24 protein-coding genes are annotated in these 24,988 nt (G+C 57.9%); 8 read left to right on the top strand and 16 right to left on the bottom strand.

The window, feature by feature from the left end; genetic code table 11:
- Positions 1 to 981, top strand: a complete 981-nt coding sequence (ydcK, locus tag EDF73_RS22910) for a YdcK family protein (RefSeq protein ID WP_132731341.1) — start codon at positions 1 to 3, stop codon at positions 979 to 981.
- Between the two features lie 41 nt (positions 982 to 1,022).
- On the opposite strand, the gene rimL is transcribed toward ydcK, so the two are convergent.
- Positions 1,023 to 1,589, bottom strand: a complete 567-nt coding sequence (gene rimL / locus EDF73_RS22905; protein ID WP_132731340.1) for a 50S ribosomal protein L7/L12-serine acetyltransferase — start codon at positions 1,587 to 1,589, stop codon at positions 1,023 to 1,025.
- A 63-nt stretch (positions 1,590 to 1,652) separates the two neighbouring features.
- A complete protein-coding gene (locus tag EDF73_RS22900) occupies positions 1,653 to 3,308 on the bottom strand; it encodes a glucan biosynthesis protein (RefSeq protein ID WP_132731339.1) in 1,656 nt (551 codons plus the stop codon).
- A 554-nt stretch (positions 3,309 to 3,862) separates the two neighbouring features.
- Here EDF73_RS22900 and EDF73_RS22895 point away from each other — a divergent pair.
- Positions 3,863 to 4,318, top strand: a complete 456-nt coding sequence (locus tag EDF73_RS22895) for a GNAT family N-acetyltransferase (protein WP_132731338.1) — start codon at positions 3,863 to 3,865, stop codon at positions 4,316 to 4,318.
- A gap of 292 nt (positions 4,319 to 4,610) precedes the next feature.
- On the opposite strand, the gene EDF73_RS22890 is transcribed toward EDF73_RS22895, so the two are convergent.
- The 3 genes from EDF73_RS22890 to ycaC all read right to left on the bottom strand — a co-directional run bounded on the left by EDF73_RS22890 (position 4,611) and on the right by ycaC (position 7,333).
- The gene (locus EDF73_RS22890; RefSeq protein ID WP_132731337.1) at positions 4,611 to 5,384 is read right to left on the bottom strand and encodes a transporter substrate-binding domain-containing protein; all 774 of its coding nucleotides are present in this window, start codon (positions 5,382 to 5,384) and stop codon (positions 4,611 to 4,613) included.
- An 11-nt stretch (positions 5,385 to 5,395) separates the two neighbouring features.
- Positions 5,396 to 6,565 carry a pyridoxal phosphate-dependent aminotransferase gene (locus tag EDF73_RS22885; RefSeq protein WP_132731336.1) on the bottom strand — a complete coding sequence of 390 codons (1,170 nt, stop codon included), beginning with the start codon at positions 6,563 to 6,565 and terminating at the stop codon, positions 5,396 to 5,398.
- Between the two features lie 144 nt (positions 6,566 to 6,709).
- Positions 6,710 to 7,333 (bottom strand): isochorismate family cysteine hydrolase YcaC, encoded by a 624-nt coding sequence (ycaC, locus tag EDF73_RS22880; RefSeq protein WP_132731335.1) that lies wholly within the window; start codon positions 7,331 to 7,333, stop codon positions 6,710 to 6,712.
- A gap of 188 nt (positions 7,334 to 7,521) precedes the next feature.
- On the opposite strand from ycaC, the gene EDF73_RS22875 reads away from it, so the two are divergent.
- A complete protein-coding gene (locus tag EDF73_RS22875) occupies positions 7,522 to 8,418 on the top strand; it encodes a LysR family transcriptional regulator (protein ID WP_132731334.1) in 897 nt (298 codons plus the stop codon).
- Here the strand turns inward: EDF73_RS22875 and EDF73_RS22870 are convergent.
- Positions 8,357 to 9,865 (bottom strand): carboxylesterase/lipase family protein, encoded by a 1,509-nt coding sequence (locus tag EDF73_RS22870; protein WP_132731333.1) that lies wholly within the window; start codon positions 9,863 to 9,865, stop codon positions 8,357 to 8,359. The two genes, EDF73_RS22875 and EDF73_RS22870, sit on opposite strands and share 62 nt — an antisense overlap.
- A 52-nt stretch (positions 9,866 to 9,917) precedes the next feature.
- Positions 9,918 to 11,261: a VOC family protein gene (locus EDF73_RS22865; protein ID WP_132731332.1), complete on the bottom strand. Its 1,344-nt coding sequence runs from the start codon at positions 11,259 to 11,261 to the stop codon at positions 9,918 to 9,920.
- Between the two features lie 242 nt (positions 11,262 to 11,503).
- On the opposite strand from EDF73_RS22865, the gene pcaH reads away from it, so the two are divergent.
- The 3 genes from pcaH (at position 11,504) to EDF73_RS22850 (ending at position 13,963) form a co-directional block, all read left to right on the top strand.
- Positions 11,504 to 12,244 (top strand): protocatechuate 3,4-dioxygenase subunit beta, encoded by a 741-nt coding sequence (gene pcaH / locus EDF73_RS22860; RefSeq protein ID WP_132731331.1) that lies wholly within the window; start codon positions 11,504 to 11,506, stop codon positions 12,242 to 12,244.
- Entirely contained in the window at positions 12,241 to 12,861 is a 621-nt protein-coding gene (pcaG, locus tag EDF73_RS22855; RefSeq protein ID WP_132731330.1) for a protocatechuate 3,4-dioxygenase subunit alpha, read from the top strand. Before pcaH ends, pcaG begins: the two co-directional genes overlap by 4 nt.
- Before the next feature lie 178 nt (positions 12,862 to 13,039).
- Entirely contained in the window at positions 13,040 to 13,963 is a 924-nt protein-coding gene (locus tag EDF73_RS22850; RefSeq protein ID WP_132731329.1) for a LysR substrate-binding domain-containing protein, read from the top strand.
- 66 nt (positions 13,964 to 14,029) lie between these two features.
- On the opposite strand, the gene EDF73_RS22845 is transcribed toward EDF73_RS22850, so the two are convergent.
- From EDF73_RS22845 to yajD, 5 genes are all read right to left on the bottom strand, one after another.
- The gene (locus EDF73_RS22845; protein WP_132731328.1) at positions 14,030 to 15,148 is read right to left on the bottom strand and encodes an S-(hydroxymethyl)glutathione dehydrogenase/class III alcohol dehydrogenase; all 1,119 of its coding nucleotides are present in this window, start codon (positions 15,146 to 15,148) and stop codon (positions 14,030 to 14,032) included.
- Between the two features lie 24 nt (positions 15,149 to 15,172).
- On the bottom strand, positions 15,173 to 15,448 hold the full coding sequence (locus EDF73_RS22840) for a metal/formaldehyde-sensitive transcriptional repressor (protein WP_132731327.1): 276 nt from the start codon (positions 15,446 to 15,448) through the stop codon (positions 15,173 to 15,175).
- Between the two features lie 105 nt (positions 15,449 to 15,553).
- Positions 15,554 to 15,700 (bottom strand): hypothetical protein, encoded by a 147-nt coding sequence (locus tag EDF73_RS27500; protein WP_165905779.1) that lies wholly within the window; start codon positions 15,698 to 15,700, stop codon positions 15,554 to 15,556.
- A gap of 102 nt (positions 15,701 to 15,802) precedes the next feature.
- Positions 15,803 to 16,330, bottom strand: coding sequence for a cytochrome b561 (gene cybB, locus EDF73_RS22835; protein WP_132731326.1), 528 nt, complete (start codon positions 16,328 to 16,330; stop codon positions 15,803 to 15,805).
- 339 nt (positions 16,331 to 16,669) lie between these two features.
- Positions 16,670 to 17,017, bottom strand: a complete 348-nt coding sequence (gene yajD / locus EDF73_RS22830) for an HNH nuclease YajD (protein WP_132731325.1) — start codon at positions 17,015 to 17,017, stop codon at positions 16,670 to 16,672.
- A gap of 623 nt (positions 17,018 to 17,640) precedes the next feature.
- Between yajD and proX the strand changes: the two genes are divergently transcribed.
- Both proX and gap read left to right on the top strand, forming a co-directional pair.
- On the top strand, positions 17,641 to 18,639 hold the full coding sequence (gene proX, locus EDF73_RS22825) for a glycine betaine/L-proline ABC transporter substrate-binding protein ProX (protein WP_132731324.1): 999 nt from the start codon (positions 17,641 to 17,643) through the stop codon (positions 18,637 to 18,639).
- Positions 18,640 to 18,902: 263 nt separating this feature from the next.
- Positions 18,903 to 19,901 (top strand): type I glyceraldehyde-3-phosphate dehydrogenase, encoded by a 999-nt coding sequence (gap, locus tag EDF73_RS22820; RefSeq protein ID WP_132731323.1) that lies wholly within the window; start codon positions 18,903 to 18,905, stop codon positions 19,899 to 19,901.
- Between the two features lie 56 nt (positions 19,902 to 19,957).
- On the opposite strand, the gene aldA is transcribed toward gap, so the two are convergent.
- The 4 genes from aldA to astE form a co-directional block, all read right to left on the bottom strand.
- Positions 19,958 to 21,397 (bottom strand): aldehyde dehydrogenase, encoded by a 1,440-nt coding sequence (gene aldA, locus EDF73_RS22815; protein ID WP_132731322.1) that lies wholly within the window; start codon positions 21,395 to 21,397, stop codon positions 19,958 to 19,960.
- A 198-nt stretch (positions 21,398 to 21,595) separates the two neighbouring features.
- On the bottom strand, positions 21,596 to 22,396 hold the full coding sequence (locus EDF73_RS22810) for a YdcF family protein (RefSeq protein ID WP_132731321.1): 801 nt from the start codon (positions 22,394 to 22,396) through the stop codon (positions 21,596 to 21,598).
- A 146-nt stretch (positions 22,397 to 22,542) separates the two neighbouring features.
- Positions 22,543 to 23,979, bottom strand: a complete 1,437-nt coding sequence (locus tag EDF73_RS22805) for an amino acid permease (protein ID WP_132731320.1) — start codon at positions 23,977 to 23,979, stop codon at positions 22,543 to 22,545.
- A 10-nt stretch (positions 23,980 to 23,989) separates the two neighbouring features.
- Positions 23,990 to 24,985 (bottom strand): succinylglutamate desuccinylase, encoded by a 996-nt coding sequence (astE, locus tag EDF73_RS22800; protein WP_132731319.1) that lies wholly within the window; start codon positions 24,983 to 24,985, stop codon positions 23,990 to 23,992.
- Positions 24,986 to 24,988 lie beyond the last annotated feature (3 nt).

Raw genomic sequence — 24,988 nt, 5'->3', positions numbered from 1 at the left:
ATGAACAAATATCGTCTCAGCGAGCAGGTTCGCCAGATTCACTATGACGAGGACGGGATTAAGCATAGCGTCAATCTGCGCCAGATTGTCGCCCTGCGCGATTTCGCCGATGTGTCAGCCGGAAGCGAAGGCGGCTGGCTGGACGATGAAGCGGCGCTCAGCCAGGACGGCGACTGCTGGATTTATGACCCCAACAGCGCGGTGTTTGCCGGCGCGCGGGTGGAAGGTAATGCCCGGCTCACCGGGACCTGTATTGTCAGCCATGGCGCGCTGATAGGCGGCAACGCGTGGCTGGATGACGCCCACATCAGCCATCACGCCGAAATTAGTGACAACGTCACGGTTCAGGACTCTCACGTTCGCGGCTACTGCCGTCTCGCCGACGAGGCGCGTATTCTCCCCCACTGCCTGATCATCGCCGCCAGGGGCCTCACCGCCGACCGCGACAAATATCTGCAGATTTACCATCGGGCGACGGTCAGCGCCTCGCGCATCGTGCATCAGGCGCAGATCTACGGCGATGCGTTTGTCGAGTACGCTTTTGTTGAACACCGGGCGGAAATATTTGACCATGCGCGGCTGGAGGGCAACGAAGAAAACGATGTCTGGGTTTGCGATAATGCCAGGGTGTATGACCAGGCGCGCATCATCGCCGGGCGCGGTGAAGACGCCATACCCACGCTCCGCTACAGCTCGCAGGTAGCGGAGAATGCTATCGTTGAAGGCAACTGTTTGCTCAAGCATCGGGTGATGGTGGGCGGTCATGCCCGGCTGTGCGGCGGCCCGATCCTGCTGGACGACGAGGTGCTGATTCAGGGGCATGCCCGCATCAGCGGAGATGTGGTGATCGAACATCGGGTCGAAATTACCGACGATGCGCATATCGAAGCAACTAACGGCGATGCGATTCATCTGCGCGGCCGCAAAGTGATCAACGGCGCGGAGCATATTACCCGCACGCCGCTGCTGGGCTCGCTGTAGCCGGGCTAAGGCGCAACGCCGCGCGCCGGAGCGCGGAAATATCATGACCCGGCGCTATCGATAATCCGTCCGTAGATATTCTGGTCGTCATACGAGCCGTTCAGATATTCGGCCTGCTTCAGGCACCCTTCGAGCGTAAAACCATTGCGCAGCGCCACCTGATTGCTCTTGTGGTTAGCCACCCGGCACTTGATGACGAACCGGCGCACTTCACCGCTGTGCGCGTAGTGGTGAATAAAGGCCTGCAGCGCCTGCGACAGCAGCCCCTGCCCCTGGTGATGTTCATCGATCCAGTAGCCGATATAAGCGGTCTTATTCAGCGGTTCGATTTGGTTGAACGACAGCACCCCGACCATCTCGTCGCGGAGGAACAGTAAAAACATTTTGGCATAACCACGCTGATGCAGCATGACGTTGCCCTGCACATGGCGACGGGTTTCCTCTTCGCTGCTCACCGCGGCGGGCCAGCTCAGCGCGTTCTGCAGCCAGTGCTTGTTCTTGTCAACCAGCTGGTGTAATTCAGTGACGTAACGTTCATTGACCGCGCGCAGCGTCAGCTGCCCGGTCACCGGGATCTCTTCAATTGCGGGGGACTGTTCTGCGGACATGGCGTCTCTCACTGCGGGTCAACCCATCCACGGCATGGCAGCGTGAATGGGCGACCGTAGGGGTTACTTCATTACCCGGTCATCAACATAGTTGCGTTTGTCGGGAGCCGGCGGGAAATACTGATACAACCAGGTTTCGCTGATCGCATCGCCCTGGCAGCGCAGGAACATGCGCATTTCTACCGGGTCGGTGGCGTCATTGGTCGGATACCAGTCAAACTGAATGCGATAGCCGTCGAACGGTTCGACGTACAGGATTTCAACCTGCTTCGCCTCGCCGTTAGAGAGCGTGATCACCGGCTCGATGCCTTTTGGCGCCGCCGCTTTCAGATCGCCGCCGACAAAGTCGATGGCAAAACGCCGCGCCCATTTGTCCGGATAATGTTCGCCCGGCGCCCAGCCCTCCGGGAAACCGCCCATCCCGGTGCGGGTAGCCATCACCCGGGCCAGCGGCGAACGCACCGGCGGCTGCGCGCTCCAGTACAGACGATAGCTGAAGTCCAGCTCATCCCCGGCCTTGATCGCCTTTTCCGGCTGCCAGAAGCAGACGATGTTATCCAGCGTTTCGCCGGTAGTCGGGATTTCCATCAGGCTGACGGCCCCTTTGCCCCACTGGTTACGCGGTTCGACCCACAGGCTTGGGCGCTTGTTATACCAGCCCATAATATCCTGGTAGTGGGAGAAATCGCGGTCCAGCTGCAGCAGGCCAAAGCCGCGCGGGTTTTTATCCTCGAAAGCATTGAACTGCAGCTTTTGCGGGTTATTCAGCGGGCGGCAGATCCACTCGCCGTTACCGCGCCACATGGCGAGACGATCGGAGTCATGGATTTGCGGATGAATGGTGTCGCACATCCGGCGTTCGTTGTTGCCGCAGCTGAACATACTGGTCATCGGCGCAATACCCAGCTGCTTGATATCTTTGCGGGCGTAGATGTGGTTCTCCACATCCATAATCACCTGCGTCTGCTGGCAGTTGATCACAAACTTATAGGCCCCGGTGACGCTCGGGCTGTCGAGCAGCGCATAGACGGTAAAGACCGTCGCGCCCGGTTTGACCGTTTCGAACCAGAATGAGGTGAAGTCCGGAAACTCTTCCGGGGTATCGGTAAAGGTGTCTACCGCCAGGCCGCGGGCGGAGAGCCCGTACTGATAGGTGCTGTCGACCGCGCGGAAGTAGCTGGCGCCGAGGAAGGCGACGATATCGCGACGCGCCAGCTCCGGGGCTTTAAAGGCGCGGAACCCGGCGAAGCCGAGGTCGGTCTGCCCCACCAGCTGTTTGGTGTCGACACCGGCGTCGTTATAGTTAAACAGCTCCGGGCGGAAGTGAATTTCCCGCGCCTGCTGGGTTTGTGTATCCAGCGAGAACATGCGCACCCGGCGGCGAAAGCCCATCCCAACGTGGAAAAACTGAATGTCCAGCTGACGATCGTCGATGTTGTTCCACAGCGAGTGCCCGGCATCGTACTGGATGCTGTTATAAGCCTGCGGGGTCAGATTCGCCAGCGTCGGCGGCAGGTCGCGCGGGGCGCCGCCCCAGGACTGACGCGCGAGATCGTGCGCCATCGATTGCAAAACGGAAAAGTCAAAACGGCGCGTCATTCCATCAGCAATGCCTGAATCTTCGGCAAGCGCGGCGTTAGAGAAAAGTGAAGCGACTCCTGACGTTCCGCATACGGCGGCAACAGCCATGGAAGATTTGAGAAAACGTCTGCGATTCATGCCTGAGAAAGCGTCCTTCTGTTATGCCAATGGATACGCAACGCGACCAACAGATGCGTCGTGAATTTCGCCCACTCTAGACAAAAACGATTGATAATCCAATTGTTGACGCCAGAAAAAGCGCGAAATAATTCTGTCCACCAGACCAGACTGAATTCTCGTTCACAGAGCATTCTCGCCGAAGACCGCCGCTCGCAGTTTCAACAAAACCACGTCGTCGTCCTCGTCGCCCCTGCGCGCGATCGGGTTCGTCATGTCGTCCGACCAAAACTGGCGCATGGCCGGACGCGTTTCTGTTTCAAAGTCTGCCTCACCGCACCTTGTGGGAGGCGAAACAGTGAACTGCTGGCCAATCGGCTAAGGATATCGTTTGTGGTAAAGGCTTATACATCCTTGACTCGAAAGAAAAGACGCCTTATGCCGAGAAATGCCGCGTTTACAATTCATCCCGAACAGAGTTGATATTGATCAGCTCAGATAGCGGTTTTCTTTTTATAGTGAAATAAACAATCGCCACATCTTATATTTTATTTCCCTATGTGATACATGACGCCATGAATATAACAAAAGCAAATGTAAAAGATCTGCCAAAACTTCTCGACATTCAGAAAGAGGCCTACCTGACTGAAGCGGATACCTATTCTGACTACGCGATCCCTCCATTAACTGAAACCCTTATTGATTTTACCCGAGCGCTGTCCAGGAGCGTTGTGCTCAAGGTCGAACTGGAGGGGGTTCCGGTGGCTTCGGTTCGCGCCACGCTGCAAGGTGAAATCTGCGAAATCGGGCGTCTCAGCGTCAGTCCGCACTATCAACACCGAGGTATCGGTCGTTCATTGCTGCTGGCTTGTGAAACCCTTTTTCCCTCATCGCGTTATTGTGAACTGTTTACCGGATCGCGAAGTGAGGCCAATCTGCGATTGTATGAAAGTTTGGGCTATCGTCGTATCAGAACACACGTTCTGTCCCGCAAAGTCACATTGATTTATTTGAGAAAAGCTTTACCGTGAACAAATTAATAATAGAGGCTCGCCCGGATGCACAAATTTTTAGATGGATTATCGAAAACGAGTCGCCACCCGGGAAAATCGAACGCTTAACCTGACAATAAATCTGAGAGGAGTGACAACTCTTCCGTAGAAAACCCATCAATCAACCAAAAAATCCATTTATTACTTTTCGGTTGACGACAACAGAGGGGAAAACAGTCTCTCCCCTCTGTCAGCAACATCAGTCCACGCAAAAGAGTCTGCCGGCTTCCCTGCGGTCCGTTGCCTAAAGCCAAACGACGGCGAACGGCTATTATTTGACGCTGACGTCAATACCCGGGAAGTATTTCGCCGCCAGACGGGTAATGGTGCCGTCGGCGCGAACTTTATCGATCGCCGCGTCGAGCTGTTTTTTGCTCGCCTCGTCGCCTTTACGCAGGCCAAAACCGATCCCGCTGCCGAGAATGGTATCGTCAGAGACCGGCTGGCCGATAAAGCCAAAACCTTTGCCCTGCGGCTTGCTGAGGAAACCGGCCTGCCCGGCGGCAGACATCACCAGCGAGGCGTCGATACGGCCGTTCAGCAGATCCGCCCACGCCATGTTCTGGTCCTTGTACGACACCACGGTCACGCCGTGTTTTTCCCAGTGCTCTTTGGCATAGGTTTCCTGAATGGACCCCTGCAATACGCCGATAGTTTTCCCTTGTAACCCTTCCGGCGTCGCCTGCATGCCGCTGTCGGCTTTCCCCACCAGCTGCGAGGGGATGCGATAAATCGGCTGGGTAAAATCGATGCTCTTGCGCCGCTGCTCGGTGATATTCATCGCCGAGTTAATGGCGTCGAACTTTTTCGCCACCAGCCCCGGGATCAGCGCATCGAACGAGGTCTCTACCCAGCTGCATTGCCGCCCGGCGGCCTGGCAAATCGCCTTCCCTAAATCGATATCGAAACCTTCCAGCTCCCCTGCCGTATTACGGCTTTCAAACGGCGGGTACTCCGCTTCCACGCCATAGCGCAGCTCGCTGGCGGCAAACGAAGAGAAGGTGCAAATCATCCCCAAAGCGAGGGTAAGGGCTTTTATTTTCATCCTGTGGCTCCTTAACGCGGCTTAACGTGACACAGTGCCTGCGCACCGGCCCGCAATGTGGCTTCATCTTTAGCAAAAGAGAGGCGAATCAGTTTGTTATCAGTACCATCCGTATAAAACGCCGACAGCGGGATCGTCGCAACGCCGTAGTCGGTAATCAGTCGTTTCACCATTTCGCTGTCGCTTTCATCGCTGAAATGGCTGTAGTCCGCCAGCATGAAGAATGAGCCCGCGCTCGGCAACAGGCGGAACGGCGAGTCGGCCAGCTGCTGCTGGAGGAGATCGCGCTTCTGCTGGTAGAAAGCGGCCAGCGAGAGCCAGGATTGCGGATCGGTCATATGCTCGGCGAAGGCATACTGCATCGGCGTATCGGCGGAAAACATCAGGAACTGATGAACCTTGCAGATCTCGTCCATCAGCGCCGCAGGGGCGACGCAGTACCCTACGCGCCAGCCGGTAACGTGGTAGGTTTTGCCAAACGAGGAGATGATAACGCTGCGTTCAGCCAGCTGAGGATGGGTCGCCATCCCGTGATGTTGCTGGCCGTCAAAGACCACATGTTCGTACACCTCATCCGACAAAATCACGATATCGGTGTTGCGGGTCAGCGCCGCCAGTTGGTTTAAATCTTCAGCGGAAAACACCTGGCCGCTGGGGTTATGCGGCGTATTGACAATAATCATCCGCGTACGCGGGGTGATCGCGGCGCGAACCTCCTGCCAGTTGACGCTGAAGTCAGGCACCGTCAGTTTGATGGCCACCGGCGTGGCCCCCTGCAGACGGACGATCGGCGCGTAGCTGTCGAAAGAGGGTTCGAAGTAGATCACTTCATCGCCGGGATGCACCAGCCCGCCAATGGCCGAGTAGATCCCCTGGCTGGCGCTGGCGGTCACCAGCACTTCGCTGTCGATATCATAGCGGGTGCCGTACAGCGCGGCGATCTTGTCGGCAATCCGCGCTTTCAGCGCCGGCAGGCCGGTCATCGGCGCATACTGGTTATGCCCCGCCTGCATCGCCCGCGTCACTCCCGCCACCAGCCGTTCATCGCAGGCAAAATTCGGCGCGCCCTGAGAAAGGTTGATGGCATTATGCTGAGCGGAGAGCTGGCCGATCACGGTAAAGATGGTGGTGCCGACATCCGGCAATTTGGAACGGGTGGTCACCGGGGAACAGAGACGCATAGTTAATCCTTTCTCATTTTATGTGCATAATCATTCAATCCAAAGCGCTACCCGACGACAACCGAATTGTTGTCATAGTAGCTATGAGCTTTGATCATGCCTTAAGAAAGTAAGCGGCCAGCAGACGCTGGCCGAAGTGGGAAACTACTTGCTGGTTAAGGTGTTATAGCTGGTCATCAGGTTACGGTAGTCCGGTATGTGGTTGGAGAACAGCGTCCCCAGCCCTTCGATGTCATTGCGCCAGTCGCGATGTAGCTCACACGCGGCGCCAAACCACGACATGAGCTGCACCCCGGCCTGCGACATGCGATCCCAGGCGGCATCACGGGTTAGTGGGTTAAAGGTGCCTGACGCATCGGTGATCACAAAGACGTCGAACCCCTCTTCAATGGCCGACAGCGCCGGAAAGGCCACGCAGACCTCGGTGACGACCCCGGCAATAATGAGCTGTTTCTTCCCCGTCGCTTTCACCGCCTTGACGAAATCTTCGTTATCCCAGGCGTTAATATTGCCCGGGCGGGCGATATAAGGCGCATCCGGGAACTGCGCTTTCAGTTCCGGCACCAGCGGACCATTGGGGCCGTTTTCAAAACTGGTGGTTAAGATGGTGGGTAGAGCGAAGTATCTGGCGAGGTCCCCCAGCGCCAGCACGTTGTTCTTGAATTTATCGGGATCGATATCACGAACCAGCGACAACAGCCCGGTCTGATGATCCACCAGTAGCACAGCAGCCTCATTCTTATCCAGACGAACGTAGGGTTTGGCCATGATTGACTCCTCATTTAAACATCAGGTTATTCCGCCGAAATTGTCGTTCCGGCAGAGTTTGTCTTCACATGGCAGATCATAGTGTACTTGCCGGCAGAGGATTAGTCGGTGAAAGTGGAACACAGTGTCCCATTCCCGCAACGAAGCTGGCATACTGCCTATGATCGAAATGCATAGCTGGAGATGAGATGTCGCGAAGCGCCCTGCCTTTTCATGCCGTGGAAACCTTTCTGGTGACCGCCCGGCATCTTAACTTAACCCACGCGGCGCGCGAGCTGTGCCTGACTCAGGGGGCCGTCAGCCGCCAGATTGCGGCGCTGGAGGCGTGGTTCGGCTTTCCGCTGTTTGCCCGCCACGCCCGCGGATTGCATCTTTCGCCGCAGGGTAGCGCGCTGTACCCCGAGCTGCAGTCCGCCTTCGGCCGGCTGGTGACGGTGGCGGAGCAGGCGCGTCAGCAGCAGACCGTGGTGCGCCTGAAAGCGCCAACCTGCGCAATACGCTGGCTGGTCCCGCGGCTGGTAGCCATCGAACAGCGCCATCCGGAGCTGCAAATCGCCCTCACCACCACCACCGAACATAGCGTGAATTTCAAAACGGAACCCTATGATGCGGCGATCGTTTTCGGGACGCATCACAGCGCCGGCGATCTGCTCTTTGAAGAGGCGCTGACGCCGGTCAGCAACGGCGCCATTCCTTGCGATAAGACGCTCAGCGGGGTCACCTTTTTACATCCGACGCGGGATAAGACCGACTGGTCGCTGTGGCTGACGGCATTTTCCCCGAATGCCCCGCTGAGCATGCGTAAAAACCAGCATTTCGACACCATGGATCTGGCGATCACCGCCGCCATGCAGGGGCTGGGCATCGCCATTGCTGACGCAACGCTGGTGGCGGAGGATCTGCGCGCGGGTCGCCTGACCCGGCCTTTTTCCCTCAGCGTGAAGACCGGGGCCAGCTATCGCCTGGTGGTCCGCGGTTCGCAGAGTAAGGCCGACGGCCTGGCGCGCTTTCGCGCGGAGCTGATCAATCCAGCGTCACATGATGGCGCATCACCCGACGAAACAGCGCCAGTCGCGCACGCATAAAGCGGTTTTCCAGCTTAAACCCGGCCCGCTTATGCAGGCCGATGCGCAGCAGCCGATCCCGCCCACGCTGGCTGGCCGGCCAGCGTATCGCGCCCGGGAGTTCGCTACAGCGATGGCCGGCGAGCCGCGCGAAGCTGGTCCAGTAATCGGCCACCTGGGCGGCAAAGGCCTGGTCCTCATCGCTGGCGTAGCCGCGCACCGGATCGGCAAGCGACAGCGTATCGAAGACATAAGGCACCTCATCGCCATGCCACGCGCCGTGCGGATAGGTCTCATCCGCCGCTTGCGGTACATAATCGAACCAGTAGCGCCAGCAGGGTTGCCCCACCCGCTGCTGGGCCAGCATCACCACATAGCCCAGGGTGGTAAAGGCCATATCGCGACACACCTCGCGCCCGAGGTTTTCATCCCCTCTTACCCCGGGATAGAGCAGCTTTATCAGTCCCAGGCCAAAGCGCCGTTCGCGGCGCAGTTTCTGAATCTGCCCGGCGATATCAACGCCAAATACCGCCATCACGCTGGCCTCGTCGCTGTTGGAGCCAATCATCACCGGCAGCGGGTGCTGATGGCCGGCAAAGAACGTCTCCAGCATCGGCTGCGGTAGCACCGCATCACCGGCGATCGGCGCCGGGCCAATCGTCAGCGGCGCGGTAAGCGACCAGAAGGCCTCGGCGGGAATCGCCCGTAGCTGCTCCGCGCTGGCCTCCGGCAGGGAGAAATGTTCCGCCAGCAGGCGCCCCTTCTGCAGCGCTTTTTCACGCGGCAGGTCCGGCAGCGTATAGCCGCTTTGCACGATCGCTTTATGGAACAGCCCGCGCGATTTTGGCGACACCATCAGCGAGAGCACGCTGCGCGCCCCGGCCGATTCGCCAAACAGGGTCACATTGGTGGCATCGCCGCCGAAGGCGTGAATGTTCTCCTGCACCCATTGCAGGGCGGCAATTTGATCGAGCAGGGCAAAATTATACACCCGCTCGCCATCCTCCCCCTCCAGCGCCGGATGGGCGAAAAAACCTAAATGCCCCAGCCGATAATTGACGGTGACCACCACCACCTCCCGCCCGGCCAGCGCTTTGCCGTCGTACGGCGGCAGACTGCCGGCGCCGATGGTAAAGCCGCCGCCGTGCAGCCAGACCATCACCGGCAGCGGCTGAGTACGGGCGGCGGGTGCCCAGACATTGAGATACAGGCAATCTTCCGAGAAGCGGCCGGGATCGCCGCCGCCCAGCTCACGGCAGTACTCAATATCCTGCCAGCTGGCGGCGGAAAAGGCGTCGGCCGGGCGTACGCCCTGCCAGCGCGCGGGGGGGCGCGGCGCGCGCCAGCGGAGTTCGCCGACCGGCGGCGCGGCATAGGGAATCCCGCGCCAGATGTTAATCCCCCGTTCAGCGATACCGGATAGCGTCCCCTGCCGGGTGTTAACCAGCGGAGTCGATGGATTCTGCATGACCTGCTTCCTTTTACGGTCGTCGATAATTCATGTCAGCAGAGTACCGGATTCAAAGCAGACCGCAACGGCGTTTACTGCGCTCCTCCGCCTGTTGATAAAGCGCGAACTCATCCAGCACCGGGCAACCGAGCGCCGCTTCAAAGGCGTCGCGGCTGGCATTGCCGTGGCTGCGGGCCTGAATTTCATTCCCCAGATTAGACTGAAAAATTCCGGCGGCGCTCACCGGCAAAAAGTCTTCATAAATAATCGGTTGCGCGACAAGCCAGCCGCGCTCGATCAACGGCTGCGGATCGTCGCCGGGTCCAAAGGCGTGGCGATGGGCTTCTCCGGCCGGCGTCAGGCGGTAGCGGAACCACGCCAGCCCCTGCTGGCGCAGCAGGAATTCGCTATCCGGGAACTGGCTGAACACCTCCTGAAGATGGCGCTGATGGTTGAGATTGTCTTTGCCGACCCCGGCTTCATTAAGCAGGCGGTCATACAGCGCCCGGCCCTTCGGCGTCAGCGCTATCCCGCGCTGTTCGATCTCGCCAAACCGCGCGCTATGAGTGCCTTTGTGCTCCCCGGCGAACATGACCGGCTCCTCAAGCGCTTTAAAACTGGTCTGGCGCAGCAGTATCGGCACATCGCGGCGCGGCGGTCCTTCAATCAGCGCTTTCGGAACGATGCCGCACTCCGGCATCAACGCCTGAACCCGGTCGATATCCAGAGTGCGCGGCGTCAGGTGGTTGATATGGCAGCCGGGAAAGCAGACCACATCGGCAATCAGCCGGTGTTCGTTGTGCAGCGCATGATAGGTCTCATCGTCTACCGTCGCGTGGCTGTGCCAGCGGAATGTCTCCAGCGCCTCGCGGACAAATTCCCGCGCCTGCGCCGGCGTAAAGCTGCCGCTCTGTTCATAGAGCGCGATCAGCTCGCGGCAGCGGGGAGTAAAGATATCGCGACGGGAGAGGATCTCCGCCGCGCGCTGGCGCAGCTCGACGTTGGCAATCAGCTCAAGACGCAGCAGCGAGGTAAAAATGCGGAACGGGTTGCGCGCCAGCGCCGCATCGTCGACGGGACGAAAGGCGGTGGAATGCACCGGTACCCCGGCCTGCGACAGATCGTAATAGCTGACGGGGAACATCCCCATAATGGCAAACATGCGACGCAAGGTCGCCAGTTCTTCCGCCGTGCCGACGCGGATGGCGCCGTGGCGCTCAACGTTCAGCCGCGACAGTTCGTCGGCATTAGCCAGCTGCTCGTGCAATTTCGGATTATGTTCCAGCACCGCCAGATTAACGTCCGCCACCAGCTCCAGTAACGTCCCGTACTGTGGAACTTCCTGCTGGTACATCGCCGACATGGCCTGCGAAAAGTTTTCCCGAATCTCATCAGCCGTGATGGTGTTCGCCATGATGTCTTACCTCCAGTGAATACTTCCTGGAGTGTAGAAAAGGGCCCGGCTGACGGCGGGAAGAATTTACAAATTGTGATGCGGATAACCTGCCCTTCTCTTTTACAACCCGCGGGACATAACGGTGGGTTATGGAAAACACCCTTTAATTTCACTTTAAATTAACAAGGCATTTACACACACTGTTTCTGGCGATATGACAATAAGATGCCCCTCTACCGATTAAACGGAGCACGTACCCTATGAATGATAAATGGTCACCGCGCGAGGTTATTCATCGCGATTATAATAGCCATCCTCCCGCTTACGCCCCGGGCTATAAAACCAGCGTGCTGCGCTCGCCGCGCAATGCGCTGATCTCGCTACAAAATTCGCTGTCAGAAATTACCGGCCCGGTGTTCAGCCACGACGATCTCGGCCCGCTGGATAATGACCTGATCCTGAATTACGCCAAAGAAGGCCTGCCGATCGGCGAGCGCATTATCGTGCATGGCTATGTGCGCGACGGTTTTGGCCGCCCGATGAAAAACACGCTGGTGGAAGTCTGGCAGGCCAATGCCGGCGGCCGCTATCGGCATAAAAAGGATCAGTATCTGGCCCCTATCGATCCCAATTTTGGCGGCTGCGGCCGGGTGCTGACCGATGACAACGGCTACTACTGTTTTCGCACCATTAAGCCTGGCCCCTACCCGTGGCGTAACCAGGTCAGCGACTGGCGCCCGGCGCATATCCATTTTTCACTCTCCGGGGATGCGTGGGCGCAGCGATTGATTACGCAAATGTATTTCGAAGGCGACCCGCTGATTAAGCAGTGCCCGATCGTCAAAACCATTAATAACGACGACGCCGTACGCACGCTGATTGCCGAACTCGATACCCACGCCGCGGTACCGCTGGATTGTCTGGCCTATCGCTTTGACCTTGTGCTGCGCGGCCATCGCGCCACGCTGTTTGAAAACCGCACTCAGGGGGCCGCCCGATGAAAGAGTATTTAGCCGAAACCGCCTCGCAGACCGCCGGCCCGTACGTGCATATCGGCCTTGCGCCGGACGCCGCGGGTTTTCATATCTTTGAAAAAAACTTCGGCCCGCAGCTTACCACCCCTGATACCGAAGGCGAGCGTATTACTATCGAAGGCCGGGTGATTGACGGCTCCGGCACCCCGGTGCGTGACGTACTGCTGGAGATCTGGCAGGCCAACGCCGCCGGGCGCTACCACCACCCGGACGACCGCCAGCAGAGCAAAAAGATCGATCCTTCGTTTCGCGGCTGGGGCCGGACCTGCTCCGACTTCGCCAGCGGCATCTGGCGCTTCGCAACTATCAAACCGGGTTCCGTGGTGGGCCGCGACGGTCGCCTCATGGCGCCGCACGTTAACCTGTGGGTAGTCGCGCGTGGGATTAATATCGGTCTGAATACGCGGATGTACTTTGCCGATGAGCAGGAAGCCAACCGCAACGATCCGGTACTGAATCTGATCGAGTGGGAGGTCCGCCGTCAGACCTTAATCGCTGAACGCGAAGTGCGCGGTAATGAAATCGTCTACCGCTTTGATATTCATCTGCAAGGCGATAATGAAACCGTCTTTTTTGATATCTGACGCCTCTCCTGCCCTGATTTCGCCCCGTCCTGAAGCGGGGCGTCTGTTTTACACCACCGTACACAACGAAAGAAGTTGTAATATAACAAGATCAAATGTTAAAAATATTTTGCTATCTGGTTATCAAAATTAAACAACTTCGCTTGTCACTGAGTGCGCTCTGTTTTTAACATCAGCTATGGAAAAAAATGGTCTCTTCAGTCAGCGCATTCGTTTGCGCCATCTACACACTTTCGTGGCCGTCGCTCAACAGGGAACTCTGGGGCGTGCGGCTGAAACACTAAATCTGAGTCAACCCGCGTTATCCAAAACGCTCAATGAGCTGGAGCAGTTGACCGGCACGCGCCTGTTTGAGCGCGGACGCCTGGGCGCCCAGCTGACGCTGGTCGGCGAACAGTTCCTCACCCATGCGGTAAAAGTTCTCGACGCGCTGAACACCGCCGGTCAGGCGCTCAACCGTAAAGAGGGGTTGAGTAACGATGTGGTGCGCATCGGCGCCCTCCCCACCGCCGCATTGGGTATCCTGCCGACGGTTATTGGCCAGTTTCACAAGCAGCAGAAAGATATTACCCTGCAGGTCGCCACCATGAATAACACCATGCTGCTGGCGGGGCTAAAGTCGGGGGAAATTGATATTGGGATCGGGCGGATGTCTGACCCGGAACTGATGAGCGGGCTGAATTACGAACTGCTGTTTCTTGAGTCCCTGAAGCTGGTGGTGCGTCCCGGTCACCCTTTATTACAGGAAACCGTCACCCTCAGCCGGGTGATGGAGTGGCCGGTGGTGGTCTCGCCAAAAGGCACCATTCCGCGCCAGAATGCCGAAACCTTACTGCAAAGCCAGGGGTGTAAAATACCCGCCGGCTGTATCGAGACGCTCTCCGCCTCGCTATCGCGCCAGCTGACCGTGGATTATGACTACATCTGGTTTGTCCCTTCCGGGGCGGTAAAAGACGATCTGCGCCGCGGCCTGCTGACCGCCCTGCCGGTTGCCACTCAGGGCGCCGGCGAACCGATCGGCATCCTGACCCGGGTGGACGCCGCATTCTCTTCCGGCGCGCAGACGTTACTTAGCGCCATCCGCAAATCCATGCCCGCATAATGAACTCTCCGGGCTGACGATCGCGCCGTCATGCCCGGAGGGTTACTGCCGCGATGTTACCGCGGATTAATTTTCGCCGAAGTGGATCACGGTACGGATGGATTTACCTTCGTGCATCAGAGCAAACGCTTCGTTGATCTGATCCAGCGGCAGGCGATGGGTGATAAACGGATCGAGGCGAATTTTGCCGGCCATTGCATCTTCAACCATACCCGGCAGCTGGCTGCGACCTTTCACGCCGCCGAACGCCGAACCGCGCCAGACTCGGCCGGTCACCAGCTGGAACGGACGCGTTTTGATCTCCTGGCCCGCGCCGGCAACGCCGATAATTACGCTCTCGCCCCAGCCTTTATGGCAGCACTCCAGCGCCGCGCGCATCACGTTTACGTTGCCGATGCACTCAAAGCTGAAGTCCACGCCGCCGTCGGTCAGCTCAACGATGACGTCCTGAACCGGCTTAGCGTAATCCTGCGGATTGATGAAATCGGTCGCGCCCATCTCTTTGGCAAGCGTGAACTTGTCCGGGTTAGTATCGACCGCCAGGATGCGCCCGGCTTTCGCCTGCACCGCGCCCTGGATCACCGCCAGACCAATCCCGCCAAGACCAAAGACCGCCACCGTGTCGCCCTCTTTCACCTTCGCGGTGTTGTGGACCGCGCCAATACCGGTGGTGACGCCGCAGCCCAGCAGGCACACTTTGTCCAGCGGCGCCTGCGGGTTTACCTTCGCCAGCGAAATCTCAGCGCAGACGGTATATTCGCTGAAGGTACTGGTCCCCATGTAGTGATAAATCGGCTCGCCGTTATACGAGAAACGGGTGGTGCCGTCCGGCATCAGACCTTTCCCCTGGGTGGCGCGAACCGCCTGACAAAGGTTGGTTTTGCCGGATTTACAGAATTTACACTCGCGACACTCGGCGGTGTATAGCGGAATAACATGATCGCCCGGCTTGAGGCTGGTCACCCCTTCGCCAACTTCGACCACGATACCGCCGCCTTCATGGCCCAGCACCGCCGGGAATACCCCTTCCGGGTCGTCGCCGGAGAGAGTGAAGGCATCCGTATGGCAGACGCCGGTGTGGGTAATTTTGACCAGCACTTCGCCTTTTTTCGGCGGCGCGACGTCAATCTCAACGATTTTCAGCGGCTGGCCGGGGCCAAACGCGACAGCTGCACGTGATTTCATATCCGTCTCTTCCTTCGTGGTGATTTATTTTAAGTAGGATCGTAGCAGATGACCCACTTCCGCCATTCTCGCCGCGCGCTGATCCGGGGTGGTGTCACCGCTGACCAGCTCGTCCTGGAGATGAATTTCCACCATCTCCCCCATCAGGCCGTTGGCCGCCCCGCGAATCGAGGCAATCTGCTGCAGAATCGACATACAGGACTCGCCGGATTCCAGCGCGCGTTCCAGGGCTTCAACCTGCCCGCGAATACGGCGTACGCGACTCAGCGCGCGTTTTTTGTCTTCAGGTGAATGTGGCATGATGACGCCCTCAATATCATATAGGGGGGTATACTATATTTTATTAGCCGAAGTGGCAAACTGAAACGCCGCTATCCGTCATAGTATAGCGACGAACATTCGGATTCAGGCGAGTTCCCGCGCCATCGCCACCCGGCGTAAATCCGCCTGCGCCAGCCTCGATGGCAGCAGTTTTTCACCCAGCGCGACAAAGCCATGACGGATAACCCACAGCGCAGGCGCTTCATCCCCGACGGCACCTCTGACTTGCATACTTCCCCTTTTCCCCCGGTTCATATCAGATGTAGCACACTCTGCGGAGAAAGAAATAAAAAACCCCGCGATTAAGCGGGGTCTTTACGGTCCGGCAGGCGCTCAGCGCTTGCGCGGCATCATCCGCAGCAGCGTATTATCGTGCCACAGGTAATGGTGCATCAGCGCGGCTAACGCATGCAGACCGACCAGGAAATAGCCGGTATTCGCCAGCAAACCGTGCACGCCTTTCAGCGTATCCACCAGTTCAAAATTACTTTGCGCGGCAAACGGCATGGTCAGGCCAAAAGCGAACCACGGATTGCCGCGGTGATACATCATGACCAGGCCGACCAGCGGCTGGGCGATAAACAGCAGATAGATAGCCAGGTGTCCGAGATGCGCAAAGCCGGTCATCATCGGCGAGGGCTTCGGCACAATCGGCGGCGCCGGGTATTTCAGGCGTACCAGCAGGCGCGCCACCATCAGCAGCAGAATGGAAATCCCGCAGGAAACATGAATCATGTTAATGACCGGTCGGGCGCTGCGAGGAAAAAAACCTCTCAGCTCCATAGTGGCATAGGCACCAACCACCAATAAAAAGACCAGCCAGTGGATACCTATCTGCAGGCCAGTGTATTTATCGCGCATGGGAAAACCCTTAATAAAACAGTGATGTCGACAACATAACGACCTTTGCTGAAAATTTCATTAAGTTTTACGTAGTATTAACAAACCCGGCCCGGATTGCGGTAATGAGTGCAAAAGCAAGCAGTTAGCGAGGGTTATTTCTGGCGAGCGGAGGCATTTACCCACCGTGAGGTCAGAGATCTTCAGCCTGGAGTTATCTCCGGGCGCGATATGCAGAGGTTTCCCGGCCAGCGAGGGGCTTCCGCCCCCCGACTACGGGCTGCCAGGCAGGTAAGGCCCGGCGCTCCGGGTTCACTGAGATAACCGCCGGCTATGCGCCCATATAGAGCACCGCGGAGACTATTTCTTCTTATTCAGCATCGCCTTTAAATCGGCAAAGGGATTATAGGTAGCGGCAGCAACATCTTTTTGCGCATCCTCCCCTGCCACCACGGTCGTGCCGTACTGGTCGGCTTCAGTGTACTTCGAGTGCTCGTGGTCATGACAATACAGACACAACAGCTCCCAGTTACTGCCATCTTCCGGGTTATTGGTATGATCATGATCGATGTGATGAACCGTCAATTCGCGTAGGTTCGAATAAACAAACTCTCTCGAACAGCGCCCGCATACCCACGGATAGATTTTTAGTGCTTTCTCACGGTAGCCGCTCTCCAGCCGCGTGTAGTTTTTGGGGATCAGAGCCATTCCGATGTCACCTGCTATAACAAGATAATTTACGCTAGTTCCCCCAATATATCTCATTATGGAACGGAAGGAGACATGAAAGAGGGAGCGAATCAGTAGAGGGTCGCTGCGCGGATGGCCTCTGCGTCCCGATCGCCATCATGCTTCACTGGGCCATCGGGGGATTTAAAACGCCGTCGCAGGTATCGGCATCTCAATGTTGCCAGCGGTTCCGCTGCGGCCCGTTTACTACCCGATTGAATATCTCCCGGCCCCGCCCAGGGAGGCCCGGGAAATATCCTCTGCCTTTGCCAACAATATATTTATCCGGCTGTTCTTCCTGCTTAATATGTCGCGTTCGCCGGCCGCCAGATGGCTATTTAGCCGCGACCCTGGGCACATAACAGGAGATAAAAGGTTGCCAGCAGAATTCAGTGTGCTATGGTGAATTTACTGATTACTCATTCATAAAGACCAGACGCCACAATACACAATAGTTATGATCTTATCTAAGCCTGCGCAATCGCCACAATATCTATCAAGCGTTTTCCTCCTGCCATTGCCTCACATCATCACGCACGTTCGCCAATGATTACTCCTGCCGCTTCTGGCTCAATAAAATACAAACAACAGGGTTATTTATTATGTCTATTTATAAGACCAGTATTCTCGCAGCCGCTCTGCTTCTCACGCTGCCCGCCGCCTTCGCTGCGGGGCTTCCCGGACAAGGGGTGACCGTGTATCCCTTGCAAAGCACGATTCCTGAAGAGGCTTTCCAGACGGAAATCATCAATAAAGCGCTGGTAAAACTGGGCTATGACGTGCAGCCGACGCAGGAAGTGGATTACAATGTCGCCTATACCGCTATTGCCTCGGGGGATGCGACTTATATGGCGGTGAACTGGCAACCGCTGCAAAAGGATATGTATAATTCGGCCGGCGGAGATAAGAAATTTTATCGCCAGGGCACCTATATCAGCGGCGCGGCCCAGGGGTATCTCATCGATAAGAAAACGGCGGATAAATATCACATCACGGATATTTCCCAGCTTAAAGACCCGAAAATCGCCAAATTATTTGACGTCAACGATGACGGTAAAGCCGATTTAGCCGGATGTAATCCGGGCTGGGTCTGCGGCCAGGTTATTGACACCCAGATTAAGGCCTACGGTTTAGAAAATACCGTAAAACAAAATCAGGGAAACTATTCTGCTATTATCGCCGACACCTTAACGCGCTATAAATCCGGTTTGCCGGTGCTCTATTTTACCTGGACGCCCTACTGGGTCAGCAATGAAATGGTGCCCGGGAAAGATGTTGTCTGGCTTACCGTTCCGTTCTCAGCTAACCCGGGTTCGCTGAAAGAGATGGACACCACCCTGCCTAACGGGAAAAACTACGGCTTTAAGGTCAATAATGAACATGTGGTGGCCAACAAAGCCTGGGCGGAAAAAAATCCGGCGGCGGCAAAACTCTTTGCGATCGTGCAACTGCCGCTGGCCGATGTTAACGCTCAGAACCAGCTGATGCATGAGGGGAAATCCTCTGATGCCGATATTCAGAGCCATGTGAACGGCTGGATTCACGCTCATCAGGCCACCTTCGACCAGTGGATAAAAGAAGCCCTCGCCGCGGCAAAATAGCGCACCCTGCGCTCACCTGTCGGCGCTGCACAAGGCCGACAGGTGGGTCGTCAACCACCCGCCCGACAGATAGCGTACGGCGTAAGCAATAGGCCTTTCGCCTTACGCGCGATTCCCGGCAAATTCATGAACTTTTGTGTGCAGTTTTTCAAACGCTTAGCCAGCCCGGCGCTTTTCCGGGTTGCCGATTCGGGGCGACTGGAGTATGCCTGGAGAGTCTAATACCGCAACCTCACTCACCACCACCCACCGGGAGGCTTTTCATGAGCAAACTTGGGATTAATGGCTTTGGTCGTATCGGACGTCTGGTATTACGCCGTTTGTTGGAGGTTCACAGCCCGCTGGAAGTCGTGGCGATCAACGATCTTACCTCGCCGAAAGTGTTGGCCTATCTGTTAAAACATGATTCTAACTACGGACCTTTCCCATGGAGCGTGGATTTTACCGAGGACGCGCTGATCGTGGACGGGAAAAAAATTACCGTTTATGCCGAGAAAGAGGCCCGGCATATTCCGTGGAAAGCCGTCGGCGCAGAGCTCATCGTCGAATGTACCGGTTTCTACACGTCGACCGAGAAAGCGCAGGCTCACCTCGATGCCGGGGCGAAGAAAGTGCTGATCTCGGCCCCTGCCGGCGAGATGAAAACCATCGTCTATAACGTTAACGACGATACCCTGAGCGCAGATGACACGATTATTTCCGTCGCCTCCTGCACCACCAACTGCCTGGCCCCGATGGCCAAGGTCCTGCACGATGCCTTCGGCATTAAGCTCGGCACCATGACCACGATTCATGCCTACACCGGCACCCAGTCGCTGGTTGACGGGCCGCGGGGGAAAGATTTACGCGCCTCGCGGGCGGCGGCGGAAAACATCATTCCGCATACCACCGGGGCGGCCAGGGCGATCGGTCTGGTGATTCCGGAGCTCAGCGGGAAGCTGAAGGGCCACGCTCAGCGGGTGCCGACCAAAACCGGCTCGGTCACCGAACTGGTTTCCCTCCTCGAGAAAAAAGTCACCGCCGATGAGGTTAACCAGGCAATGAAGAATGCGGCGGCGAACAACGAATCTTTCGGCTACACCGAAGAGGAGATTGTCTCTTCGGATATCATCGGCAGCCATTTCGGTTCCATTTATGACGCCACCCAGCTTGAAGTTGCCGAAGCCGGCGACGTTCAGCTGGTCAAAACCGTGGCCTGGTATGATAACGAATATGGTTTTGTGACGCAGCTGGTGCGCGTCCTGGATAAGTTCGCCCGCTAGCGGCAGCGGCGTAGTCGCCAGCGGATAGCCCGGCTACCCGCTGGCGACGCCTACGCCTACGACTGCAGATAGACCACCTGGGTTTGCAGATATTCGTTCAGGCCATGGCGGCCGTCGGCCCCGCCGATACCTGATTTCCGCCAGCCGGCGTGAAAGCCCTGCATCGCTTCAAAGTTCTCACGGTTAATGTAGGTTTCGCCGAATTTCAGCCCCTTTATCGCCTTCATCGCCACGTTCAGATCGCGGGTATAAATAGACGAGGTCAGACCGTAGTCGCTGTCATTAGCCATCGCTAAAGCGTCATCGAGAGTGTCAAATGCCACCACCGGCAGCACCGGTCCGAAGGTTTCCTCATGAACGATATCCATCTCCTGGCGTACATCCAGCAGCAGCGTCGGCGGATAGAAATAGCCGTTCCCCGCCACCGCTTGACCGCCCAGCGCCAGACGCGCCCCCTGCGCCAGCGCCTTCGCCACTTTCTGTTCGACACGTTCCCGCGCCGCGGCGTTAATCAGCGGCCCCATGGCAATATCGTCCCGCGCGGCCGGGTCGCCAAACTGCACCGCTTTTAAGGCCTCGCCAAGACGATTGACGAAACGATCGTAGATCCCTTTTTGCACGTAAACCCGCTCAACGCAGTTACACACCTGCCCGCTGTTAATCACCCGGGAATCCACCACCGCTTTCACCGCCAGTTCGAGGTCGGCATCATCCATCACGATGGCCGGCGCTTTACCGCCCAGCTCGAGGCACACTTTGGTAATATTTTTTGCCGCGGCGGCCATAATTTTCTCACCCGCGCCGACGCTGCCGGTCATGCTGACCATCGCCACTTTCGGGTTGGCCGCCAGCTCCTGGCCCACGGTTTCACCGCGACCGAGCACGAGGTTAAAGACCCCTTTTGGCAAGCCGATATCATCGACAATCTGCGCAAAGGCGACGGCGTTATTGGGGGTAAATTCGCTCGGTTTAATCACGATGGTGTTGCCGGTAATCAGCGCGGGCGCCAGCTTGCGGGCAATCAGAAAGAACGGGAAGTTCCACGGCAAAATCCCGGTGGTCACGCCGAGGGCGCGTTTAAACACCAGAATATTTTCCCCCGGACGGTCGCTCTGCACAATCTCCCCTTCATAACGGCGCGCCCATTCCGCCATATAGTCAAGGTAATCGGCGGTAAATGAGACCTCCACCGCCGCCAGTTGCTGAATTTTCCCGCCTTCGGCGACGATCAGCCCGGCAATCTCTTCGGCGCGCTGGCGAATACCGGCGGCAATTTTACGCAGCCATCCCGCCCGCTCAATCGCCGGCAGCGCTTCCCACGCCGGCTGCGCGCGCTCCGCCGCATCGATGGCCCGTCGGGCATCTTCAGCCGTGCCGTCGGGGATACGCGAAATCAGCGCTTCGGTCGCCGGGTTGAGCACGTCAATCCACGCGTCGCCGCGTCCGGCAACAAACTGACCATCAATATACATCGGGTGTTGAACGGGTGCTGTCATGGCCTGCTCCTGTAGATATGTTGTTTTTAACAAGTAACTTATTTGTTAAAAATCTATCGACAAGGAACGTCCGCAGCAGACTGCCCACCTGATTTTGTGAATCAGGTCATAAAAACAGGCCAGTATCTGGCGCGAATGGCTACATTTCGGCAACAAAAAGTGCCCGTTTACGCAAAACAGGTCACAAACGGGCATTCGTCAGCTCAGGGGACGGGCGTTCAGAGCCTCCGTCAGCAGGCTATCTTCGCGCAGGCGCTCCCCTGCCTCGACAATGTGGGCCGGGATATCCACATGGGCAATAAAGTCTTTTCCACGCGGGCCATAGCCCTGCGGATTATCCTGCAGGCGCGGCAGTTCCCCGAGGATCAGCGACAGATAGCGCCCCACCGGCCACAGCCCGCGATGCTCGCCGCGGAAGGCTAACCCGACGGCCGTATTGCACAGCAGCGGCGCACAGCCCGGCATGCTGTACCACTGCGGCACGGTTTCCGCGTTCTGCCAGACGCGGGCAAAGGTCGCCATCGTCCGCCGCTGCATGGTCGGGTCCTGAATCACCACCCCGCGACGAGGGGCCAGCCCTTCAGCCACCAGCATTTCGCGGGTAAAGCGCGCATTCTCACCGCAGTTCGTGGAGCGATCTTCAACCACCACCTTTTCCCGCGGAATATGCCAGAACCGATGGGCGATATCGGCAAGGATATGCGCTTCCGGGCGCGCCGCGACCGGGAGCAGACGATAACGCGGGTCGGCGCGTACCGCGTCGTAGAGAAACGACGTCGAGTGGCCGATACCTCCGCTAATCAGCAGTGGCGCCCCGGTATCCGCCGCCAGCCGACAGGCGGCGTCAATGGTCGGGATCACCGCATTACCCGCCAGCACCACGATATCAAGCTGCGGCGGTGGCGCCAGCGCGGTGAAATCATCCTGCGCCAGCCATTGGCCTAAGCGGTTTGCCGCCGCCAGCGTGTCATCCGCCAGGGATGGGAAATGCTCTGTCATGCTCGCTCCTTTGCATAGCGCTTCATCCGTTTAAAGACGTTTCGCTACATGATAAACCGCACAACGCCCCGGCGGGTAATGAAAGGTAACGGGGTCACTTCTTTTGCGCCTGCCGGGGAGACCGGCAGGCAAGATGCCGGCATCACTCAGGCGTTCAGCTTCTGCAGATGAGTTTGCCCTTCTCGCTTCTGCTTTATCTTCCAGAACAGCCACAGCGCGATAAACCACATCGGCGTGGCCATCAGCGCTTTCAGCGTATCCGGGTCAAAGATCATGATAAAAATCGAGAAGGCGAAAAACAGCAGGCTCAGCCAGCTCATCGCCACGCCCGCCGGCATTTTAAACGTCGACTGTTGATGCAGGTCAGGACGCTTATGGCGATAAACCAGGTAGGCCACGAGGATCATCCCCCAGCTGAAGACCACCATAATCGCCGCCAGCGTCGATACGATCGTGAACAGCGTCATCACGTTCGGCACCAGAAACAGCAGCAACGTCCCGCTGAGCATGCAGAAGCAGGAGAACAGCAGGCTGCGTACCGGGATCCGCGTGGTGCGCGACAGGATGCGAAACTGGCCGTGAGCATGCTTTTCCACCGACAGGCCGTACAGCATTCGGGTGCTGGAGTAGACCCCGCTGTTAGCCGACGACATCGCCGAGGTTAACGCGACAAAGTTGATCACCGCCGCGGCCGCCGGCAATCCGGCTTTGGCAAACAGGGTCACGAACGGGCTGGCGTCCGGCGACACCCCCGGCCAGGAGGCGACGGCGATAATCACCACCATCGATAGCAGGTAAAAGATGATAATGCGCAGCGGCAGCGCGTTAATCGCCCTGGGTAAAATCTTCTCAGGGTCGCGGGTTTCGGCGGTCATCGTACCGAGCAGCTCAATGCCGGTAAAAGAGAAGATCGCTATCTGGAAACCGGCGAAGAACCCGGTCACGCCGTGCGGCATAAACACCGCCGGGTCGCTAATGTGGCGCAGCGAGGCTTTAACTCCATCCGGCGACGTCCAGCCGATGGCGATCATCCATCCGCCGGTCAAAATCAACGCGATGATGGTCACCACCTTGATCAGCGCAAACCAGAATTCGGCCTCGCCAAACATTTTAACCGACAGTAAATTGAACAGGAACAGAATGCCAAGGGTGGCGAGCGCGGGCATCCAGGCCGACATCGCCGGGAACCAGTACTGCATATAGCTGCCGCACACCACCACGTCGGCGATACAGGTCACCACCCAGCTCAGCCAGTAGGTCCAGCCTAAATAAAAACTCGCCTGCGGGCCGAGATAGTCGCCGACAAAATCGGCGAAAGAGCGGTAATCCAGCCGGGTGAGCAGCACCTCGCCCATCGCCCGCATCACCATGTAGGTAAAAAACCCCACCAGCACATAAATCACGAGGATTGAGGTCCCCGCGACGGCGATGTTTCTTCCCGCCCCCATAAACAGGCCGGTTCCGATAGCTCCGCCCAGCGCAATCATTTGAATGTGCCGGGCGCCGAGGCCGCGTTTGAGCTGCGACGGGCGCTCCCCGTCGATGGCAGGATTAACCTGCCCCTCGCGTTGATGTTGAGTCATGTCGATTCCTTCAGGCAGGCAAAGAAAGGCATGGCGCGGCAGACTTCAGCAACAAGCCGGCACGTTGTCCGGTCGCTACTCCCGCATTGGGAAATAAGATGTACGGAGCATGGGCAGAAACCACCCACCGTTTATCCGGCTGACGGGCGATTTCATACCCGGCGGGCAGCGCGGTGAAGTTTTCGCTTTGCGGGTCGAGGTTGAGCGTGAAATCGCTGGCACTTTTGACGATGCTCTCCTGCACCACAAAGTGGTGCGCCGGTTCCTTGACCCGTACCGGCAGCGGCGCGTCGGCAATCAGCGCGCGTATGGCGGCGTCGGTGGCGGCAAACAGGCTGAGGTCGTTTTCCCCGAAAGCCATCACTTTACCCAGCTCCAGCGTGGCGCTTTGCGCGGCATACTTTTCACTGGTGTAATGGGTAAAGGTCCCGCCCGGCTCGGTATGGCGCACGATGGCGTCCATACCGCTGGCCTGCAGCAGCGCGTAAAAATCGGCGTGATACTCCCCCTCCCGTGCGGGCAACAGCGCAAACTGCCGGTAGCGTGAGCCGCGAATGGCGGTGTGCAAATCCAGGTGCCTGCGGCTCGCCGCGCCCTGGGCATCTGCGGCGGTAAAGAATTCGGCCACCGCCGTCTCCAGCTCGGCCGCCCGACGGGACTCATTCCCCGGCGCGACGGTAAGGTGCCGTCCGCCAAACAGGCGGTTGAGGTCGTTATGCAGATAGCGGCGGCTGGCGCGAATCGCCGGCAGGTTGCCGAAGACCAGCAGCAGCGCATGGCTGAGCGGCTGTTGCCCCAGACTCAACGACCGCATCAGCTGTAGCAAAATCTCGATCGGTGCGGTTTCGTTGCCATGGATCCCCGCGGAGACGACGGTGGCCCGCTGCCAGGGCCGCTGCGGCAGCAGTTGCAGCACGCCATCCGCTAACCAGCGCGCTTCAACGCCGGCGGGAAACGGCCACGCGGCCAGCCGGCAGTGCAGTAAATCATTCACCATCTTGTTCATTGC

Origin of the sequence: Klebsiella sp. BIGb0138, assembly GCF_004342285.1 — a bacterium.
Taxonomy (GTDB): Bacteria; Pseudomonadota; Gammaproteobacteria; order Enterobacterales; family Enterobacteriaceae; genus Klebsiella.
The sequence above is the reverse complement of the archived record's forward strand: the minus strand, read 5'-3'. Positions and strand labels throughout refer to the sequence as shown.

Coding starts and splice junctions, on each gene's coding strand:
- ydcK (WP_132731341.1), top strand. CDS start 1: ATGAACAAATATCGTCTCAGCGAGCAGGTTCGCCAGATTCACTATGAC.
- rimL (WP_132731340.1), bottom strand. CDS start 1,589: ATGTCCGCAGAACAGTCCCCCGCAATTGAAGAGATCCCGGTGACCGGG.
- EDF73_RS22900 (WP_132731339.1), bottom strand. CDS start 3,308: ATGAATCGCAGACGTTTTCTCAAATCTTCCATGGCTGTTGCCGCCGTA.
- EDF73_RS22895 (WP_132731338.1), top strand. CDS start 3,863: ATGAATATAACAAAAGCAAATGTAAAAGATCTGCCAAAACTTCTCGAC.
- EDF73_RS22890 (WP_132731337.1), bottom strand. CDS start 5,384: ATGAAAATAAAAGCCCTTACCCTCGCTTTGGGGATGATTTGCACCTTC.
- EDF73_RS22885 (WP_132731336.1), bottom strand. CDS start 6,565: ATGCGTCTCTGTTCCCCGGTGACCACCCGTTCCAAATTGCCGGATGTC.
- ycaC (WP_132731335.1), bottom strand. CDS start 7,333: ATGGCCAAACCCTACGTTCGTCTGGATAAGAATGAGGCTGCTGTGCTA.
- EDF73_RS22875 (WP_132731334.1), top strand. CDS start 7,522: ATGTCGCGAAGCGCCCTGCCTTTTCATGCCGTGGAAACCTTTCTGGTG.
- EDF73_RS22870 (WP_132731333.1), bottom strand. CDS start 9,865: ATGCAGAATCCATCGACTCCGCTGGTTAACACCCGGCAGGGGACGCTA.
- EDF73_RS22865 (WP_132731332.1), bottom strand. CDS start 11,261: ATGGCGAACACCATCACGGCTGATGAGATTCGGGAAAACTTTTCGCAG.
- pcaH (WP_132731331.1), top strand. CDS start 11,504: ATGAATGATAAATGGTCACCGCGCGAGGTTATTCATCGCGATTATAAT.
- pcaG (WP_132731330.1), top strand. CDS start 12,241: ATGAAAGAGTATTTAGCCGAAACCGCCTCGCAGACCGCCGGCCCGTAC.
- EDF73_RS22850 (WP_132731329.1), top strand. CDS start 13,040: ATGGAAAAAAATGGTCTCTTCAGTCAGCGCATTCGTTTGCGCCATCTA.
- EDF73_RS22845 (WP_132731328.1), bottom strand. CDS start 15,148: ATGAAATCACGTGCAGCTGTCGCGTTTGGCCCCGGCCAGCCGCTGAAA.
- EDF73_RS22840 (WP_132731327.1), bottom strand. CDS start 15,448: ATGCCACATTCACCTGAAGACAAAAAACGCGCGCTGAGTCGCGTACGC.
- EDF73_RS27500 (WP_165905779.1), bottom strand. CDS start 15,700: ATGCAAGTCAGAGGTGCCGTCGGGGATGAAGCGCCTGCGCTGTGGGTT.
- cybB (WP_132731326.1), bottom strand. CDS start 16,330: ATGCGCGATAAATACACTGGCCTGCAGATAGGTATCCACTGGCTGGTC.
- yajD (WP_132731325.1), bottom strand. CDS start 17,017: ATGGCTCTGATCCCCAAAAACTACACGCGGCTGGAGAGCGGCTACCGT.
- proX (WP_132731324.1), top strand. CDS start 17,641: ATGTCTATTTATAAGACCAGTATTCTCGCAGCCGCTCTGCTTCTCACG.
- gap (WP_132731323.1), top strand. CDS start 18,903: ATGAGCAAACTTGGGATTAATGGCTTTGGTCGTATCGGACGTCTGGTA.
- aldA (WP_132731322.1), bottom strand. CDS start 21,397: ATGACAGCACCCGTTCAACACCCGATGTATATTGATGGTCAGTTTGTT.
- EDF73_RS22810 (WP_132731321.1), bottom strand. CDS start 22,396: ATGACAGAGCATTTCCCATCCCTGGCGGATGACACGCTGGCGGCGGCA.
- EDF73_RS22805 (WP_132731320.1), bottom strand. CDS start 23,979: ATGACTCAACATCAACGCGAGGGGCAGGTTAATCCTGCCATCGACGGG.
- astE (WP_132731319.1), bottom strand. CDS start 24,985: ATGAACAAGATGGTGAATGATTTACTGCACTGCCGGCTGGCCGCGTGG.